At 71.8% G+C, this 15,753-nt stretch carries 14 protein-coding genes; 10 read left to right on the forward strand and 4 right to left on the reverse strand.

The window, feature by feature from the left end:
* Positions 1 to 95: 95 nt before the first annotated feature.
* Positions 96 to 2,297 carry a glycogen debranching protein GlgX gene (gene glgX, locus ACWDSL_RS10310; RefSeq protein ID WP_450483664.1) on the reverse strand — a complete coding sequence of 734 codons (2,202 nt, stop codon included), beginning with the start codon at positions 2,295 to 2,297 and terminating at the stop codon, positions 96 to 98.
* 243 nt (positions 2,298 to 2,540) lie between these two features.
* On the opposite strand from glgX, the gene ACWDSL_RS10315 reads away from it, so the two are divergent.
* From ACWDSL_RS10315 to ACWDSL_RS10330, 4 genes are all read left to right on the forward strand, one after another.
* The gene (locus ACWDSL_RS10315; protein WP_450483666.1) at positions 2,541 to 3,347 is read left to right on the forward strand and encodes a Tat pathway signal sequence domain protein; all 807 of its coding nucleotides are present in this window, start codon (positions 2,541 to 2,543) and stop codon (positions 3,345 to 3,347) included.
* 55 nt (positions 3,348 to 3,402) lie between these two features.
* Positions 3,403 to 4,734 carry a copper amine oxidase gene (locus tag ACWDSL_RS10320; protein WP_450483668.1) on the forward strand — a complete coding sequence of 444 codons (1,332 nt, stop codon included), beginning with the start codon at positions 3,403 to 3,405 and terminating at the stop codon, positions 4,732 to 4,734.
* A gap of 65 nt (positions 4,735 to 4,799) precedes the next feature.
* Positions 4,800 to 6,077: an SAV2148 family HEPN domain-containing protein gene (locus ACWDSL_RS10325; protein WP_089508777.1), complete on the forward strand. Its 1,278-nt coding sequence runs from the start codon at positions 4,800 to 4,802 to the stop codon at positions 6,075 to 6,077.
* A gap of 40 nt (positions 6,078 to 6,117) precedes the next feature.
* Positions 6,118 to 6,642: a hypothetical protein gene (locus tag ACWDSL_RS10330; RefSeq protein ID WP_450483671.1), complete on the forward strand. Its 525-nt coding sequence runs from the start codon at positions 6,118 to 6,120 to the stop codon at positions 6,640 to 6,642.
* Here ACWDSL_RS10330 and ACWDSL_RS10335 read toward each other — a convergent pair.
* Positions 6,588 to 7,448, reverse strand: a complete 861-nt coding sequence (locus tag ACWDSL_RS10335) for an ABC transporter ATP-binding protein (RefSeq protein WP_450483673.1) — start codon at positions 7,446 to 7,448, stop codon at positions 6,588 to 6,590. The genes ACWDSL_RS10330 and ACWDSL_RS10335 overlap by 55 nt on opposite strands.
* Positions 7,445 to 8,224 (reverse strand): FadR/GntR family transcriptional regulator, encoded by a 780-nt coding sequence (locus tag ACWDSL_RS10340; protein ID WP_450483675.1) that lies wholly within the window; start codon positions 8,222 to 8,224, stop codon positions 7,445 to 7,447. Before ACWDSL_RS10340 ends, ACWDSL_RS10335 begins: the two co-directional genes overlap by 4 nt.
* A 166-nt stretch (positions 8,225 to 8,390) precedes the next feature.
* Here ACWDSL_RS10340 and ACWDSL_RS10345 point away from each other — a divergent pair, with 166 nt between their 5' ends.
* The gene (locus ACWDSL_RS10345) at positions 8,391 to 9,137 is read left to right on the forward strand and encodes an exonuclease domain-containing protein (RefSeq protein WP_450483677.1); all 747 of its coding nucleotides are present in this window, start codon (positions 8,391 to 8,393) and stop codon (positions 9,135 to 9,137) included.
* Positions 9,138 to 9,350: 213 nt separating this feature from the next.
* Here the strand turns inward: ACWDSL_RS10345 and ACWDSL_RS10350 are convergent, their stop codons facing one another.
* Positions 9,351 to 10,235: an aminoglycoside phosphotransferase family protein gene (locus tag ACWDSL_RS10350; RefSeq protein WP_450483713.1), complete on the reverse strand. Its 885-nt coding sequence runs from the start codon at positions 10,233 to 10,235 to the stop codon at positions 9,351 to 9,353.
* Between the two features lie 348 nt (positions 10,236 to 10,583).
* Between ACWDSL_RS10350 and ACWDSL_RS10355 the strand changes: the two genes are divergently transcribed.
* From ACWDSL_RS10355 to ACWDSL_RS10375, 5 genes are all read left to right on the forward strand, one after another.
* The gene (locus ACWDSL_RS10355; RefSeq protein WP_450483715.1) at positions 10,584 to 11,492 is read left to right on the forward strand and encodes a carbohydrate ABC transporter permease; all 909 of its coding nucleotides are present in this window, start codon (positions 10,584 to 10,586) and stop codon (positions 11,490 to 11,492) included.
* A 32-nt stretch (positions 11,493 to 11,524) separates the two neighbouring features.
* Positions 11,525 to 12,358 carry a carbohydrate ABC transporter permease gene (locus ACWDSL_RS10360; RefSeq protein ID WP_450483717.1) on the forward strand — a complete coding sequence of 278 codons (834 nt, stop codon included), beginning with the start codon at positions 11,525 to 11,527 and terminating at the stop codon, positions 12,356 to 12,358.
* Positions 12,358 to 13,677, forward strand: coding sequence for an ABC transporter substrate-binding protein (locus ACWDSL_RS10365; protein WP_450483679.1), 1,320 nt, complete (start codon positions 12,358 to 12,360; stop codon positions 13,675 to 13,677). The genes ACWDSL_RS10360 and ACWDSL_RS10365 overlap by 1 nt, the downstream gene beginning before the upstream one ends.
* Positions 13,678 to 13,786: 109 nt before the next feature.
* Positions 13,787 to 14,620: a putative RNA methyltransferase gene (locus ACWDSL_RS10370; protein WP_450483681.1), complete on the forward strand. Its 834-nt coding sequence runs from the start codon at positions 13,787 to 13,789 to the stop codon at positions 14,618 to 14,620.
* 136 nt (positions 14,621 to 14,756) lie between these two features.
* Positions 14,757 to 15,752, forward strand: coding sequence for a CDP-alcohol phosphatidyltransferase family protein (locus tag ACWDSL_RS10375; RefSeq protein WP_450483683.1), 996 nt, complete (start codon positions 14,757 to 14,759; stop codon positions 15,750 to 15,752).
* Position 15,753: the final 1 nt, after the last annotated feature.

Consider the following 15,753-nt stretch of genomic DNA (forward strand, 5'->3'; position numbering starts at 1 on the left):
AGATCGAAGCATCCGCCAAACACTCGTACGAGGGTTTCTTCGCACGAACGGGAACCCGCCCCGTCCCCCTCCACACACACCACAGACCCACGGAGCTACCCCGGTCGCTGCAGCACCAGCAGGCTCCGGTCCACCAGCGTCAGCCGGTCGCCCGCCGCCACCTTCGCCCCGCTGCCGGGCTCCACGCCCTCCGGCAGCGAGGTGTCCACGATCAGCTGCCACTGCTTGCCGTGGTCGATGGGCACCGTGAAGTCCAGGGGCTCGTGGTGCGCGTTGAACATCAGCAGGAAGGAGTCGTCGGTGATCCGCTCCCCGCGCGGCCCCGGTTCGGAGATCGCGCTGCCGTTGAGGAAGACCGTCAGCGACTTGGCGTGCGCCGCCTGCCAGTCGCGCTGCCGCATCTCCTCGCCCTCGGCCGTGAACCATGCGATGTCGGACAGCTCGTCGTGGGTGCCCTCCACCGGCCGTCCGTGGAAGAAGCGGCGCCGCCGGAAGACCGGGTGGTCGCGGCGGAGCCAGATCAGCGAGCGGGTGAAGCGCAGCAGCTCCAGGGCCGACGCGTCCGCCTCGGAAGCCTGGGTCGCACCGGCCGCCCCGCCTGCCCCGGCCGGCGCGTCCCCTTCGGCCGCCTGGACAGCCGCGTTTCCGCGTTCCGGCCAGTGCACCCAGGACACCTCGTTGTCCTGGCAGTACGCGTTGTTGTTGCCGTGCTGGGTGCGCGCGAACTCATCGCCGTGGCTGAGCATCGGCACGCCCTGGGACAGCATCAGTGTGGCGATGAAGTTGCGCATCTGGCGCTCGCGCAGCGCCCGCACCGCCGGGTCGTCGGTCTCGCCCTCGACCCCGCAGTTCCATGACCGGTTGTAGCTCTCGCCGTCCTGGTTGCCCTCGCGGTTGGCCTCGTTGTGCTTCTCGTCGTACGACACCAGGTCGCGCAGCGTGAAGCCGTCGTGGCAGGTGACGAAGTTGACGGAGGCCAGCGGCCGCCGCCCGTCGCTCTGGTAGAGGTCGGAGGAGCCGGTCAGCCGGGAGGCGAACTCGGCGAGCGTGCGCGGTTCGCCCCGCCACAGATCGCGCACCGTATCGCGGAACTTGCCGTTCCATTCGGTCCACAGGGGCGGGAAGTTACCCACCTGGTAGCCGCCCTCGCCGACGTCCCAGGGCTCGGCGATCAGCTTCACCTGGCTGACCACCGGGTCCTGCTGCACCAGGTCGAAGAACGAGGACAGCCGGTCCACCTCGTGGAACTGCCGGGCCAGGGTGGCCGCCAGATCGAAGCGGAAGCCGTCGACCCGCATCTCGGTCACCCAGTAGCGCAGCGAGTCCATGATGAGCTGGAGGACGTGCGGACTGCGCATCAGCAGGGAGTTCCCGGTGCCGGTGGTGTCCGTGTAGTACCGGCGGTCGCCCGCCAGCCGGTAGTACGAGGCGTTGTCCAGGCCCCGGAAGGACAGCGTCGGCCCCAGGTGGTTGCCCTCGGCGGTGTGGTTGTAGACGACGTCGAGGATCACCTCGATACCGGCCTGGTGCAGGGCGCGTACGGCCGACTTGAACTCCAGGACCTGCTGTCCCCGGTCGCCCCAGGAGGCGTACGCGTTGTGCGGGGCGAAGAACCCGATGGTGTTGTAGCCCCAGTAATTCGACAGACCCGCGTCGGCCAGCCGGTGGTCGTGTACGAACTGGTGCACCGGCATCAGTTCGAGCGTGGTGACGCCCAGTTCCGTCAGATGTTCGATGATCGCGGGGTGCGCGAGCGCCGCGTAGGTCCCGCGCAGCTCCTCCGGGAGCCGCGGATGGCGCATGGTGAGGCCCTTGACATGGGCCTCGTAGATGACGGTGCGGTGGTAGTCGGTGCGCGGCGGCCGGTCGTCGCCCCAGTTGAAGTAGGGGTTGACCACGACCGAGGCCATGGTGTGCGGGGCCGAGTCGAGGTCGTTGCGCTTCTCGGGCCGGTCGAAGTGGTAGCCGTAGACCTCCTCGCCCCAGTTGATCTGCCCGCTGAGCGCCCTGGCGTACGGGTCGAGCAGCAGCTTTGCGGAGTTGCACCGTTGGCCGCGCTCCGGCTGGTACGGGCCGTGGGCCCGGAAGCCGTAGCGCTGCCCGGGCATGATCCCGGGCAGATAGGCGTGGCGTACGAAGGCGTCGGTCTCGCGCAGCTCCACCGCGGTCTCCGAGCCGTCGTCGTGCAGTAGGCACAGCTCGATCCGCACGGCGGCCTCGGAGAAGACCGCGAAGTTGGTTCCGGCGCCGTCATAGGTGGCGCCCAGGGGGTAAGCCTGTCCCGGCCAGACCTGCATGCGTCGACTCTTCCACTTCTGCCCCGGGGCCCGCGAGCACCCCTGGCGCCGGACGAGGAGGGACGAGGAGGAATCCTTGCCCAACTCGCGCCCTGGCGTAGCACTTTCGCCACAACTTCCTGGAAACGGAGGCAACCTGCGACCAGATCGGTTCGTCCTACGGGGTGACTCCGCATACTGGATCTCCCGGTATGCGGTCCCATGCGACCTGAGGGGTGTTTGGGGGAGAATGTGCGCACAGTAATGCACCGCCACCTGGGCAAGGTGGTGGCCGGTGCGGCCATCGCGGTCACCGCCACTGCGGTGATGGTGGGGGTGACGCTTCCGAGCGACGCGTCCGGCCAGGAGAAAGGCGCGGCGGCGGGGCGCGACGGCGGCCCGCAGAGCTCGACGGCCGAGCAGGGTGGGTCGGCGGCGCAGCAGCCCGCTGTTGTGGAGTCCGCCCCCACTCAGGGGAAGACCGGCACCGGCCGGGATCCGCTCACCGACGACGAGATGAAACGCGCCGAGCAGCTCGCGGTCAACCGGAGCCTGCGCGACAGCAGTGAGAACGTCACCGGCGGCAAGGGCCCGCAGCGGCTGGCCACCGACCTCGCGGAGCTGTCTCCCGAGGAGGTGGCACAGGCCGACCCGCCGCGCCGAGCCGAGGTCTCGTACTACGACTACAAGGACGACGCCTACGTCATCAAGACCGTCGACCTCGCCTCCGACAAGGTCGAACACACCGAGACTCAGCACGGCGTCCAGCCGCCGCCGACCCGCGACGAGGCGCGCGAGGCCGCCCGGCTGCTGATCGCCGACAAGCTCGGCGACGGCCTCAAGCGGGACTACAAGGGCGCCACCAGCAGAGCGCTGACCGGTCCCGACCAGCTGACCGTCACCGGCTTCGTCTACCGAGTCGACGAGGAGAACGCCGGGCCGGCCGCCCTCGCGGACTGCGGGAAGCACCGCTGCGTACGGCTGTTCACCCGGGTCACGGGCGGGCAGTGGATCGACACCCGGCAGCTGGTGATCGACCTGAGCGACCGCACCGTCCACCGGCTGGGCTGACGCCCCCGGCGAGCTCCTTTTCGCACACCCTTACGTTCATCACAGGAGTACCTCCATGCCTGAAAGAAGGCTCCGCCGTGCCCGCGCCCGGGTCGCGGCGGCCCTCGGCGCCTCCGCGCTCATCGGGGTCACGGGCGTCGCCGCCGGTCCGGCCGGCTCCGCCCAGGCCGCCCCCAAGGCGCCCGCGAAGGCCCCGGCCGCCGCGGCCGACTGCTCGGCCGCGTACAAGATCGAACAGAAGCTGGACGGCGGCACCACCTGGCGGATGTGCTGGCACTACGACAGCAAGGCCGGGCTCGTGCTCGACAACGTCTCGTACCAGCCCAAGGGCGAGGCCGCCCCGATCAAGGTGCTGACCAGCGCGAAACTCGCCCAGATCCATGTGCCGTACGACGACGGCAGCAATGAGTACGACGATCTCACCGGCCAGGACTTCGCCCAGGCGCTGCAACAGCTCGACCCGGCCGAATGCCCCGGCGGCACCATCAAGACCGTCCGCGTCCCGGGCGCATGGGACCCGGATCACCCGGATGTGAAAGGTCTGTGTGCCACCACCCGAGCCCGCGGCCACGCCTACCGCATGGGCGGCGCCGGCCCCGACGGCGACAAGGTCTACCAGCGGCAGGGCAAGGACCTGCTCCTCTACACCGTCAACATGGTCGGCTGGTACGAGTACATCACCGAGTGGCGGTTCTCCGGCGACGGCACCATGACCATGCAGGTCGGCGCCACCGGCACGCTCTCCCCGATCGACTACGACGCGGGTGACGGCCGCGGCTGGCCGATCGGCAAGGGAGCCAAGGACTACGCCACCAGCCACGCCCACAACGTCTTCTGGCGGCTGAACTTCGGCCTCGACGGCTCCCCCAAGAGCAAGATCGAGCAGTACGACTCCAAGACCACCACCGCCACCGGTCAGAAGCCCAAGACCAAGACCACCCGCACCAAGGTCACCAAGGAACTGGCCGGGGACGCCGCGGCCCAGCGCTGGTGGCGGGTCGTGTCCGCCGCGGGCAAGAACAAGGACGGCCATCCGCGCAGCTACGAGATCGTGCCCGGCCACACCAGCAAGTTCCCCGGCCGCAGCTACACCAAGCACGATGTTTACTTCACCGAGTACAACAAATGCGAGCAGTTCGCCAGCAACAACCCGCGCAGCTGCAGTGTGGGCAAGAGCGTCGACAAGTGGGTGAACGGCGAGAACCTCAAGCACCCCATCGTGTGGGTCAACATCGGGTTCCACCACATCGCCCGCGACGAGGACCAGGAGCCCATGCCGGTGCACTGGCAGGGCTTCCAGCTCGCCCCCCGGGACGTCACCGCTATGAATCCGCTCACGCCTTCTGCACTGTCTGATCACAACGGCCATACAGAAGGAGGAGGTTGACCGTAAGGTCGATCGATCGAGCTGCACCGCCCCCGTCCGCCGCAGTAGTCTGCGGTGATCGTTGGATGGGGGCGGAAGGCGGTGCACAGGTGAGCTCGGGCGGGCTGGAGCTGCCTTCTGGGGACGCGGTTCCCGGGAGTGACAGCGCCACCGACACACCCCCCGGTGCGGTGTCCCTGGTACAGCCGGTGGAGATCGGAGCGGAACTGGACTGGGGCGCCGACGCCTGGGCCGAGGTGCGCACCCGCGCACGCCGGGCCGGGCGGGCCTACATCTGGCTGAACCTCGTCGAGCAGCGGCTGCGCGCGGTCGTGGCCGCCGTGCTCCGCCCCATCTACGAGCCGGTCCACGACGACGACTGGGTCGTCGCCGCGGCCGGTCCCGCCGGGCAGGAGTGGGTGCAGCGCGCCGTCGCCGTACGGGAGGTGAGCCGCCGCAAGGGCTATCTGCTGGACCCGGCCGACGACAACGTCCTCAGCTTCCTCACCCTGCCGCAGCTGCGCGAACTCCTCGTCCAGCACTGGCCGTGCTTCGAGCCGTACCTCGACGACCGGCGCGAGGTGGAACTGGCCTTGGACGAGCTGGAGGTCGCCCGCAACGTCGTCTCCCGCAACCGGGCCCTGTCCGTGACCGTCCTGGCCCAGGCCGAGCGCGCCTCCGCCCGGCTCCTGGACATCCTCGGCAGCGGCACCGGCACCCCCTCCGCCGACCGGCTGCCCATCGACGCCGTCGAGGACCTGGTGGGGGACCGGTACGCGGACGTCGTGGGGGTCCACCCCGACCGCGTACGGCTGCAGCGGCAGCTGCCTGTCGAGGACCTGTTCGGCAACGCCCGCCGCCTCGACGCCGTCGGCATCGGGCTCAACCTCCTGGTCCAGAACTACTCCGGCCGCCGGCTGGTCCGGCTGGCCGAGGCCGGCTGCCGGGCCCGGCTGCTGTTCCTCAACCCGGCCAGCAGCGCGGTGCGGCGGCGCGAACGCGAGCTGGGGCTCAAGAAGGGCGAGATGAGCCGGTCGGTGGAGATGAACATCCTCCATATGCGGCGGGTACGTGCCCGGCTGCGCGACCCCGGCGCGTTCGAGATCCATGTCTTCGACGAGACCCCGCGCTTCACCGCCTACCTGGTCAACGGCGACGGCTCCGACGGCCTGGCCGTCGTCCAGTCGTATCTGCGCAAGGCCCGGGGCATCGAGGCCCCGGTGCTGGTGCTGCGCGGCGGCGGGCGCGGGCACGATGTGGTGCGGGACGGGCAGGACCTGAGCCGCGACGGCGACAACGGGCTGTTCGGTACGTACCGGGAGGAGTTCGAGAGCGTGTGGGCGGACTCCCGGCCGGTGTCCTGACCTGACCTGCGTTGTCAGTGGTGGTGGTTAGCCTCCCGGCATGCCGGATGCCTACACCATGCTGTGGACGAACGACCTGTGCGCGTACCTCAAGAAGGAGGGCTACGAGGGCGAGCGCCTGGTGATCCTCTTCGGCGGGCCGTTCCAGTCGATGCCCAGCTTCCTGCGCGCCGGGGTCAAGGAGGGCGACCATATCTACCCCGTGCGCGCCTTCCGTAAGCGGCTGTGGGCGCTGGGCCGCATGGAGGTGGGCCGGATCCTTCCGTACGACACGGTCGGCGAGCTGACCACCGACGAGGACTACGCCCGGGTGCTGCGCTGGCGGGCGCTGAAGGCCGGGGGCGGGGTGAGCGAGGTGCTGCTCGGCCCGCCCGGCTCGCCCCTGCGGTTCGACCGGGCGGTGTCGCCCGACCTCCTGGCCTCCTTGACCTACCGCTCCCGGCGGGGCGAGCGCCGCATCAAGCACGTCGAGGACGGCGAGTTGAAGCGCTCCCACAGCGTCCAGGGCATCTATCGGCTGGCCCCCGAGTCGGCGACGGCCATGGGCGCGCTGGTGGCGGGCTGACGGAGGCTGTTGGTAGGGGCCCGGCCGGTGCGGGCCGTCCAGCGGCCTTCGGTGCGGGTGATACGGACCGGGTGGCCGAAACAGGCGCTGATCCGCTCCGTGGTGACCACCTCGTCGGCCGCCCCGGAGTCCAGGGCGCGCCCCTCGCGCAGCAGCAGGGCGTGCGTGGTGCCGGCCGGCAGCTCCTCGAGATGGTGCGTCACCAGGACGGTCGCGAGCTCTGGATGGTCGCGCGCCAGCGCGTCCAGGCTGTCCAGCAGCTGCTCGCGCGCCGCCAGGTCCAGGCCGGTGGCCGGCTCGTCGAGCAGCAGCAGACGCGGGCGGGGCATCAGCGCCCGGGCGATCAGCACCCGGCCGCGCTCGCCCTGGGACAGGGTCGGCCACAGGGCGTCGCGCTGGTCGCCCACCCCCAGCGTGTCGAGCAGCCGCTCGGCCTGCTCCAGCCGGGCGGGCTCGGGCCGTCGGCGCGGAACGGCCTCGACGGTGTTGGTCAGCCCGGTCAGCACCACGTCCCGCACCCGCAGCGGGGAGCGCAGCGGATGGCGGGGGTTGACATGGCCGACGAGGGTGCGCAGCTCCCGCAGGTCCACCCGGCCCAGCGTGTGCCCGAGGACCTGCACCGTGCCCCGGGTGGGGTGGGTCAGCGCGCCGAGCAGGCCGAGCAGGGTGCTCTTGCCCGCGCCGTTGGCGCCGAGCAGCGCCCAGTGCTCGCCCTCGCATACGGTCAGCGAGATCGACCGCAGCAGATACCGGCCGTCGCGTACGACGTCGACGTCCTCGGCCCGCAGCACGGAAGAGCCGCTCATCGCACCTCCTCCCCGGCAGGGCTGATGGGATCGACGAGAGCCATGACGGCCTCCAGGTGCCGGGTGGTGGCCGCGATCGCGGCCGTGGCGTCGCCGCGCGCCAGGGCGTCCAGCAGATCCGCGTGGGCGCAGGAGAGATCGGGCAGCCCGGTCTCGTACGTCACCATCTCGACCAGCGCCTCGCGGAGCACCGGCAGCACGGAGGTGAACAGGCCGAGCAGCACGGCGTTGCCCGACAGCTCGACGACCGTCCGGTGGAACTCCAAGTCGGCGTCCACAAAGGCGGCGGGCCCGGCCTCGGCGGCCTCCTGCCGCCGCTTCAGGTCCGCGGTGAGCCGGGCGATGTCCTCGGGGCGGGTCCGCCGCGCGGCCAGCCGGGCGGCCTCCACCTCGAGGGCCCGGCGCACCTCGTAGACCTCCAGCAGTCGGGCGCGGCGCAGCAGGTGTGGCAGGTCCAGCTCCCCGGCGGCGTCGGCCTGCCCAGTCTGTCCGGCCTGCTCACTCTGCCCACTCTGCCCACTCTGCCCGGTCTGCTCGGGCTCGGTCCGGGTGACGAAGGTGCCCGAGCCGTGGCGCACATCCAGCAGACCGTCCCGGGCCAGCAGCCGTACGGCCTCCCGCACCGAGGACCGGCCGACGCCCAGCTCGGCCGCGAGCATCACCTCGTTGGGCAGCCGCTCACCGCGCTCCCAGCGCCCCTCGCGCAGCATGTCCCGCAGCGCGCCTTCGACCTGCGGTACGACAGGCCCGTGCCGCAGCCGGGTCGGCTCCGCCATGCCCCCACCTCTCCCGATCATGTCTGACGGCGGGGACTCTAACACGAGTCCTCAGACGTCTGAGGACTTAGCGTGCCGGGGGGCTCATCGCCCCGCCGGGCCCGGGGCGTTGTCAGTGGTGCGTGGGAGGGTGGTGCACACCAGGGGGAAGTGAAGGAGGGCCGGTATGGGCTGGCACCGGGAGCTGTTGATCGGATTCGACCTCGAGACCACGGGCACGGACCCGGGGGAGGCGCGGATCGTGACGGCGGCCGTGGTCGAGGTGAGGGGCGGGGAGCCGGTCGGGCGGCGCGAGTGGCTGGCCGATCCGGGCGTGACCATTCCGGACGACGCCGTGGCCGTGCACGGCATCACCACCGAGCGGGCGGCGGCCGAGGGGCGCCCCGCGCGCGAGGTGGCCGATGAGATAGCGGACGTGCTGGTGGCCCACTGGCGGGCAGGCGCGCCGGTGGTGGCGTACAACGCGGCGTTCGATCTGAGCCTGCTCGCCGCCGAGTTGCGGCGCCATGGGCTGCCCTCGCTGGGCGAGCGGCTGGGCGGCGCCGAGACCGGCCCGGTCGTGGATCCGTACACGATAGACCGGGCCGTCGACCGGTATCGCAAGGGCAAGCGCACGCTGGAGGCGGTGTGCGGGGAGTACGGGGTGGTCCATGAGCGCGCCCATGACGCGGGGGCGGACGCGCTGGCGGCGGTCCACGTCGCCTACGCGGTCGCGGAGCGACACGGCCAGGTGGCGGGTCTTGACCTGTGGGAGCTGCACCGGCAGCAGGTCGTCTGGTATGCCCAATGGGCGGCCGACTTCCAGGCTTGGCTGCGCCGCAAGGGCACGCCGGACGCGGTGGTCGACGGTCACTGGCCACTCCACGCGCCGGCGGGCAAGGCCGAGGTGGGGGCGGAGGCGGTGGTGGGCTGACCGGCTGACAGGGCAGTGGCCCGCGGCTCGCCCGGCGCCGCGGCAGCGGCTCGCGCAGGGCGCCGGCCGACGGCGGGCGGGCCACCGCGGCGGCGCGCACCCTGCGTCCACCTAGCCCGCGACAAGCGCTGGCGCGGTGTCCGGACGGGCCGGCGCGGCCTTCCGCGCGGAGCGGCGGCCATGTGGCCCGCCGCCCGCCCTCCGGGCGGCCGGTCAGAACGCGTACCAGCGGACCGTGGAATCGCCGTCCCGCAAGGAGGCCACCCGGCGGCGGAATTCGGTGAGCGCGGCCGGATTGCCCGGTGCGTGCTGGGCGACCCAGGCGCAGCTCGCGATCTCCCGCGCGCCCCGCAGCACCGCACAGCCGTCCCACTCCCACACATCCCAGCCGTACGCCGCCACGAACTCGTCGTACGCGGCCGGGCCGAGCCCGTAGCGGTCCCGGGTGAGGGCCATGACGACGAGGTCGTGCTCGCGCAGGTCGTGGGAGAAGGTCTCCAGGTCGACCAGCACCGGTCCGTCGGGGCCGATATGCACATTGCGCGGCAGCGCGTCGCCGTGCACCGGGCCGGGCGGCAGCCGTGGGGTCAGCTCCGCGGTGGCCGCCGCGGCCTCGTCCCGGCGGGCCCGCAGATACGCGGCGTCCGCCGGGTCGATCGCGTCCCCGGCCAGCCGCAGCCAGCGCTCGACGCCGCCCAGCAGATCGCGGCCCGGCAGGGCAAAGGGTGGGTCGGGCAGCGCGTGCACCAGCTGCAGCAGCGCGCCGAGGTCGCGGGGGCCGGCGGGGCGTACGGGCTCGGGGAGCTGCTGCCAGTAGGTGACGAGGTGGCCGCCGAAGGGGAGGGGCTGCTCCGGGCCGTAGCGGCGGTCCGGGCGCACCGCGGGCAGACCCTCCCGCGCCAGCCAGTCGGCGACCTGGAGTTCCCGCGCGGCCCGGTCCCACACCTCGAGATCGCGGCTGATCCGCACCACGAGGGACAGGCTGTCGACGGCGAAGACGGCGTTCTCGCCGAGCGCCAGCAGCCGCGCCTCGGCGGTGCGCGCCCGGTACGGCGGCAGCGCGGCGGCGAGCACCGCGCGCGCCCGCTCCTCGGTCAGCGCCGCGTTCCCCATACCGTGCCTCCTCTGTGTACCGCGCCGCTGTCTCCCCGTCCGCGCAGGGCTCGCTCTTCGCCCCGGGCTCACCCGTGGGGCCTGCCCATCATGCCGTCCGACCCGGGGGCCGACGGCGGCGGGCCCCGGCGTCGACGAGCCGCCGGAGCGGGCGCCCCGAGCGGTGGCCGCGCTCAAGTCCCGTATCGGCCAAGGAGATCCAAGGAGATCGAAGGAGATCCAAACGCTTGACTGCGCCGCGCACCCTCCGCACGATGACGTGGGCCTCCGCACCGGGCGCCCTGATTCAGCCACACTGAGATACGCCCTAAGGAGCCCTTCGCCGTGACATCGATGGCCGCAATGGCGCGGCCGGGCAACAGACCGCCGGGCAACAAGCCGCCGGACGGTAGGCCCGGTCGCGGCGCGTGGTTCCTGGTCCTGCCCGCACTCATACCGATCCTCGTGCTCAGCGTCGGTCCCCTGCTGTACGGGATCGCGCTGGCCTTCACCGACTCCCAGTCGGGCCGCACCCGCCCCACCCAGTGGATCGGCCTGCTCAACTTCCAGGACCTGGCGCAGGACCGGCTCTTCTGGGAGTCCTTCCGCATCGGTCTTCAGTGGGCGGTCGGGGTGACGGTCCCGCAGTTCGTGCTGGCGCTCGGACTGGCGCTGCTGCTCAACCAGAACCTCCGCTTCCGCTGGCTGGCGCGCGCCCTCGCGATCGTCCCCTGGGCGATGCCGGAAATCGTCGTCGGCATCATGTGGCGGCTGGTCTACCAGCCCGACGCCGGCCTGCTGGGCGACGCGCTGGGCACCGACAAGGACTGGCTGAGCGACCCCACGACCGCCCTGCCCGCCGTCATCGTGGTGGGCGTGTGGGCGGGCATGCCGCAGGTGACCGTCGCGCTGCTGGCCGGGCTCGCCAATGTGCCCCGTGAGCTGCACGAGGCCGCGGCGGTGGACGGCGCCGGCGCCTGGCGTCGGTTCCGCACCGTCACCTGGCCCGCCATCCGGCCGATAGCCCTCGCGATCAGCGCGCTCAGCTTCATCTGGAACCTCAACTCCTTCGCGCTGGTCTACGTCCTGACCAACGGCGGCCCCGGCGGCCGCACCCGGCTGCCGATGCTCTTCGCGTACGAAGAGGCGTTCCGCTACGGCCAGTTCGGCTATGCGGCGGCGATGGGCTGCGTCCTGGTCGCGGTGGTGTCCGTACTGCTCGCCGTGTACCTGGTCGGCCGGCTGAGGGGGGACGACCGATGAAGCGCATGGGCACCATGGGCACCACGCGCACTATGGGCACTCGCCGGACGGCCCGCGCCGGGCAGTACCTCGCGCTGCTGTGCTACCTGGCCTTCCTCGTCCTGCCCTTCCTGTGGCTGATGTCCACCGCCTTCAAGCCGCCCCGCGAGCTGGCGACCCTGGACCCGCACTGGATCCCCGACCACCCCACCCTGGACAACTTCCGCCAGGCGTTCGACGAGCAGCCGCTCCTCCAGGCCGCCGCCAACAGCCTGATCGCCGCCGCCTGTGCCGCCGTCATCGCCGTCGCCCTCGCGACCCCGATGGCGTACGTCATGGCCCGCCACCGGTCCCCGCTGTCCCGCGCGGCCACCGGCTGGGTCGTGGTCAGCCAGGCGTTCCCGCTGGTGCTGGTGATCATCCCGCTGTTCCTGATCCTCAAGAACCTCAGCCTGATCGACTCCCTCGCGGGCCTGGTGGCGGTGTACGTGGTGTGGGCGCTGCCGTTCGCGCTGTGGATGCTCACCGGGTACGTCCGCGCCGTACCGCGCGAACTGGAGGAGGCCGCGGCCGTGGACGGCGCGGGCAAGGCACGCATTCTCGTCTCGGTGACCGCCCCGCTGCTCGCCCCGGGGATCGTGGCCACCGCCCTCTTCGCCTTCATCACCTCCTGGAACGAGTTCTTCTTCGCCCTGGTCCTGCTCAAGTCGCCGGAGAAGCAGACCATGCCGGTCATCCTCACCCACTTCATCGGCGCGGAGGGCGTGGCCGACCTCGGTCCGCTCGCCGCGGCCGCGCTGCTCGCCACGATCCCCTCCCTCGTCCTGTTCACCGTCCTCCAGCGGCGGATCACGGGCGGCGTGCTGGCCGGGGCGGTGAAGCACTGATGCGCCGCAGGCACTTCCTCGGCGGGGCGCTGGCCGCGCCCGCCACCGCCGCGCTGCTGCCCGCCGCCGCGCTGCTGTCCGGCTGTTCGGCGGACCGGCGCCGCCGCTCGGCCGATGGCACGGTCACCCTGCGCTTCCAGTCGCTGGCCTGGCAGCAGGAGTCCATCGCCGTGAACAAGCAGCTGGTCGCGGAGTGGAACGCGGCCAACCCGAAGATCCGGGTGAGTTACGTCCAGGGCAGCTGGACCGGCGTCCACGACCAGCTGCTGACCGCCTTCGAGGGCGGCGAGCCGCCCGACATCATCCACGATGCCACCGATGACCTCGCGGACTTCGCGTACGGCGGCTCGCTGGCCGACCTCACCGGTCTGCTGCCCCGGCGCCTCGAGGAGGACATCCCGCAGGAGAGCTGGGGGACCGCGACGTTCGGCGACGGCATCTACGGCGTGCCGTTCCTCCAGGAGCCGCGCATGATCATGGCGAACCGCGCCCTGCTGGAGGCGGCGCGGGTGCGGATCCCGACCGCGCGGGACCCATGGAGCTGGGAGGAGTTCGAGGACGTCGCCAAGCGGCTGACGCACAAGGGGGCCTACGGGGTGGCCTGGCCGCTCAAGGAGCCCGTCTCCGCGACCCTCAACCTGTCGCTGTCCACCGGCGGCCGGCTCTTCCACCGGGGCGCCGACGGCAAGGTCACCATCCGCTTCGACGCCGCCGACCAGGCGGTCCCCGCCGTCATCCACCGCCAGTTGGGCGCCGATGGCACCGGCTCCCGGTCGACCCTCGGCATGGGCGGCTCGGACACCCTGCCCGGCTTCTTCGGCGGCAAGTACGCGATGGTGCCGCTCGGCTTCTCGTACCGCCAGCAGCTCGTGCAGCAGGCGCCCAAGGGCTTCGCGTGGACCGTCCTCCCGGCGCCCGCGGGGCCGGGCGGAGACCAGCGGCAGGGCGTCAGCCCGCAGACGCTGTCGATCGCCGAGGACTGCCCGTACAAGGAGGAGGCGGTCCGCTTCATCGACTTCTTCCTCCGGCCGCGCAACATGGTGCGGCTCGCGCGCGGCGACTGGCTGCTGCCGACGGGCACCCGCGCCCTGGCCGACCCCGCGCTGCGCACCCGCGAGCACGGCTGGGCGACCGGCACGGCCCTGGCGCCCGCGCTGCGCCCGGCGCCGGCCCAGACGGTGCGCGGCTATCCGGAGTGGAAGGACAAGATCGCCACGCCGGGGCTCCAGGAGTACTACGGCGGCGAGATCGGGATGGCGGAGCTGAGAGAGCGACTGGTGGACGACGGAAACCTGGTGCTCGCCCGCTACCAGCGATAAGAGCGGAGGCAGGAGGACTACGAGGGCGGATGCAGGAGGACTACGAGGGGGGAGGCAGGAGGACTGCGGAGGTTGCACGAGACGTCTCGTCTCGTTTAATGTCACGGCCGTGGCCGAACCCTTCGACGCCCTCCTGTGCCCGCTGTGCGGCGACGGCCTCCGGCCCCGCACCGGGGCGCTCGGCTGCGCCCGAGGCCACGCCTTCGACATCGCCCGCCAGGGATACGCCAGCCTGCTCGTCGGCGGCGCGTCCACGGCGAGCGCCGACACCGCGGCCATGGTCCGGGCCCGGGCCGCGTTCCTCGGGGCCGGGCACTACGCGGGGCTCGCGAACGTTCTCGCGCGGCTCGCCGCGCCGCTGTGCCCGCCCGGCGGCACCGTGCTGGACGCCGGGGCGGGCACCGGCTACTACCTGTCCGCCGTACTGGACACCGCCCCCGGCGCGGTCGGTCTGGCGCTGGACACCTCCAAGCACGCGCTGCGGCGCGCCGGGCGGGCCCACCCACGCGCGGGCGCCGCCCGCTGGGACCTCCGGCGGCCGCTGCCCGTACGGACCGGCTCGGTCGATGTGCTGCTCAATGTGTTCGCGCCGCGCAACGGCGGGGAGTTCCGCCGCGTGCTGCGGCCCGGCGGGGCGCTGCTGGTGGTCACCCCTACGGAGCGCCACCTGGGAGAACTCAGGCCCTCCATGGGCCTGCTGTCGGTCGACCCGGCCAAGGAGGCCCGGCTGCGCCGTGCGCTGGACGGCCATTTCCGGTTGGAGCGCACCGCGTCGTACGACCGTACGGTCGCGCTGACCGCCGAGGACGCGGAGCACGCGGCCGCCATGGGGCCCTCGGCCCACCACCTCGACGGGGCCGAGGTGCGCCGCCGGGCGGCCCGTCTGCCCGCCCCGCTACGGGTGACCACGTCCTTCCGGCTGGCGGTCTACCGACCCGGCTGACAGGCCGGTGCCATGGACCCGCTCCCTCCGGGAGACCGTTACCGCGCGCAAAAGGTTGTGTTCGGTCGACCTTGTGTCCTTTCTTAACGGCTTCTTACCGTCGGGTGAACTCTTGACCAAAGCCGGGAAGTTGGACATGCGCCCAGACATACCGCCACTCGCCGAAGTGCGCCGGATCACCGAGAAGAAGCGCGACGCGTGGTGGACCGTCCTGCTCGTGGACCCCGTCGCCACACCGCTGGTCCGCTGGACCGCGATGCACACCCGCGCCACCCCCAACCAGCTCACCTGGGGTGCGTTCCTCGTGGGCCTCGGATCCGCCGCCTGCTTCGCACAGGGGGACTGGCGCTGGCTGCTGCTCGGCGCCCTGCTCTACCACGTCAGCTTCATCTTCGACTGCATGGACGGCAAGCTCGCCCGGCTCACCGGCACCGGCTCGGTCTTCGGCGCCTGGCTGGACTTCGTCTTCGACCGGATCCGGGTCCTGGTCTGCGCGGTCGCGCTGATGGGCGGCCAGTACGAGCGCACCGGGGATGTGCTCTACATCTGGCTCGCACTCGCCGTGACGTCCCTGGACGCGCTGCGCTATATCAACGCGCTCGAGACGTTCAAGATCCGGCACGGGATGCGCGAGCAGATCAAGGCCCGGATGCAGGCGGCCCGTGAGTCGCACAACGAGGCCGAACTGGCCTTCATGGAGGACCTGCTCCGGGAGAACCCCGAAGCCGATGTGGAGCACGACCGCGCCGTCGCGGCCAAGGCGGCGCGCGGTACGACGACGGAGGCGGGGGCGGAAACGACGGCCGAGGCCATCACGGTGACCGCGCCGGAGACCTCCGACGCGGCCGAGCCCACGGTCGTCGATCTGCAACAGGAGTTCCGCCGCCGCTTCCCCTGGTGGACACGGTGCCGCTCGTTCCTGACGCGGCACCGCGTCCGTGCCCATCTCATCAGCGGTATCGAGTTCCAGATGGGCGTGTTCATCGTCGGGCCCGTCCTGGACTCGGTGGTGGCGGGGACCGTCGTCTCGGGTGTCCTGCTGCTCGTGTTCGAGCTGGCCATCATCTACAAGCTGCTGCTGTCCACCCGGGACTTCACCCGCACCCTCAACTCCTTCGAGCCGACCGCCTGAG

Source organism: Streptomyces sp. NPDC000941 (assembly GCF_053599555.1).

What these genes read in the sequence shown, in the direction of transcription:
- glgX (WP_450483664.1), bottom strand. Translation starts at nt 2,297, where the DNA reads ATGCAGGTCTGGCCGGGACAGGCTTACCCCCTGGGCGCCACCTATGAC.
- ACWDSL_RS10315 (WP_450483666.1), top strand. Translation starts at nt 2,541, where the DNA reads ATGCACCGCCACCTGGGCAAGGTGGTGGCCGGTGCGGCCATCGCGGTC.
- ACWDSL_RS10320 (WP_450483668.1), top strand. Translation starts at nt 3,403, where the DNA reads ATGCCTGAAAGAAGGCTCCGCCGTGCCCGCGCCCGGGTCGCGGCGGCC.
- ACWDSL_RS10325 (WP_089508777.1), top strand. Translation starts at nt 4,800, where the DNA reads ATGGGGGCGGAAGGCGGTGCACAGGTGAGCTCGGGCGGGCTGGAGCTG.
- ACWDSL_RS10330 (WP_450483671.1), top strand. Translation starts at nt 6,118, where the DNA reads ATGCCGGATGCCTACACCATGCTGTGGACGAACGACCTGTGCGCGTAC.
- ACWDSL_RS10335 (WP_450483673.1), bottom strand. Translation starts at nt 7,448, where the DNA reads ATGAGCGGCTCTTCCGTGCTGCGGGCCGAGGACGTCGACGTCGTACGC.
- ACWDSL_RS10340 (WP_450483675.1), bottom strand. Translation starts at nt 8,224, where the DNA reads ATGGCGGAGCCGACCCGGCTGCGGCACGGGCCTGTCGTACCGCAGGTC.
- ACWDSL_RS10345 (WP_450483677.1), top strand. Translation starts at nt 8,391, where the DNA reads ATGGGCTGGCACCGGGAGCTGTTGATCGGATTCGACCTCGAGACCACG.
- ACWDSL_RS10355 (WP_450483715.1), top strand. Translation starts at nt 10,584, where the DNA reads ATGGCCGCAATGGCGCGGCCGGGCAACAGACCGCCGGGCAACAAGCCG.
- ACWDSL_RS10360 (WP_450483717.1), top strand. Translation starts at nt 11,525, where the DNA reads ATGGGCACTCGCCGGACGGCCCGCGCCGGGCAGTACCTCGCGCTGCTG.
- ACWDSL_RS10365 (WP_450483679.1), top strand. Translation starts at nt 12,358, where the DNA reads ATGCGCCGCAGGCACTTCCTCGGCGGGGCGCTGGCCGCGCCCGCCACC.
- ACWDSL_RS10375 (WP_450483683.1), top strand. Translation starts at nt 14,757, where the DNA reads ATGCGCCCAGACATACCGCCACTCGCCGAAGTGCGCCGGATCACCGAG.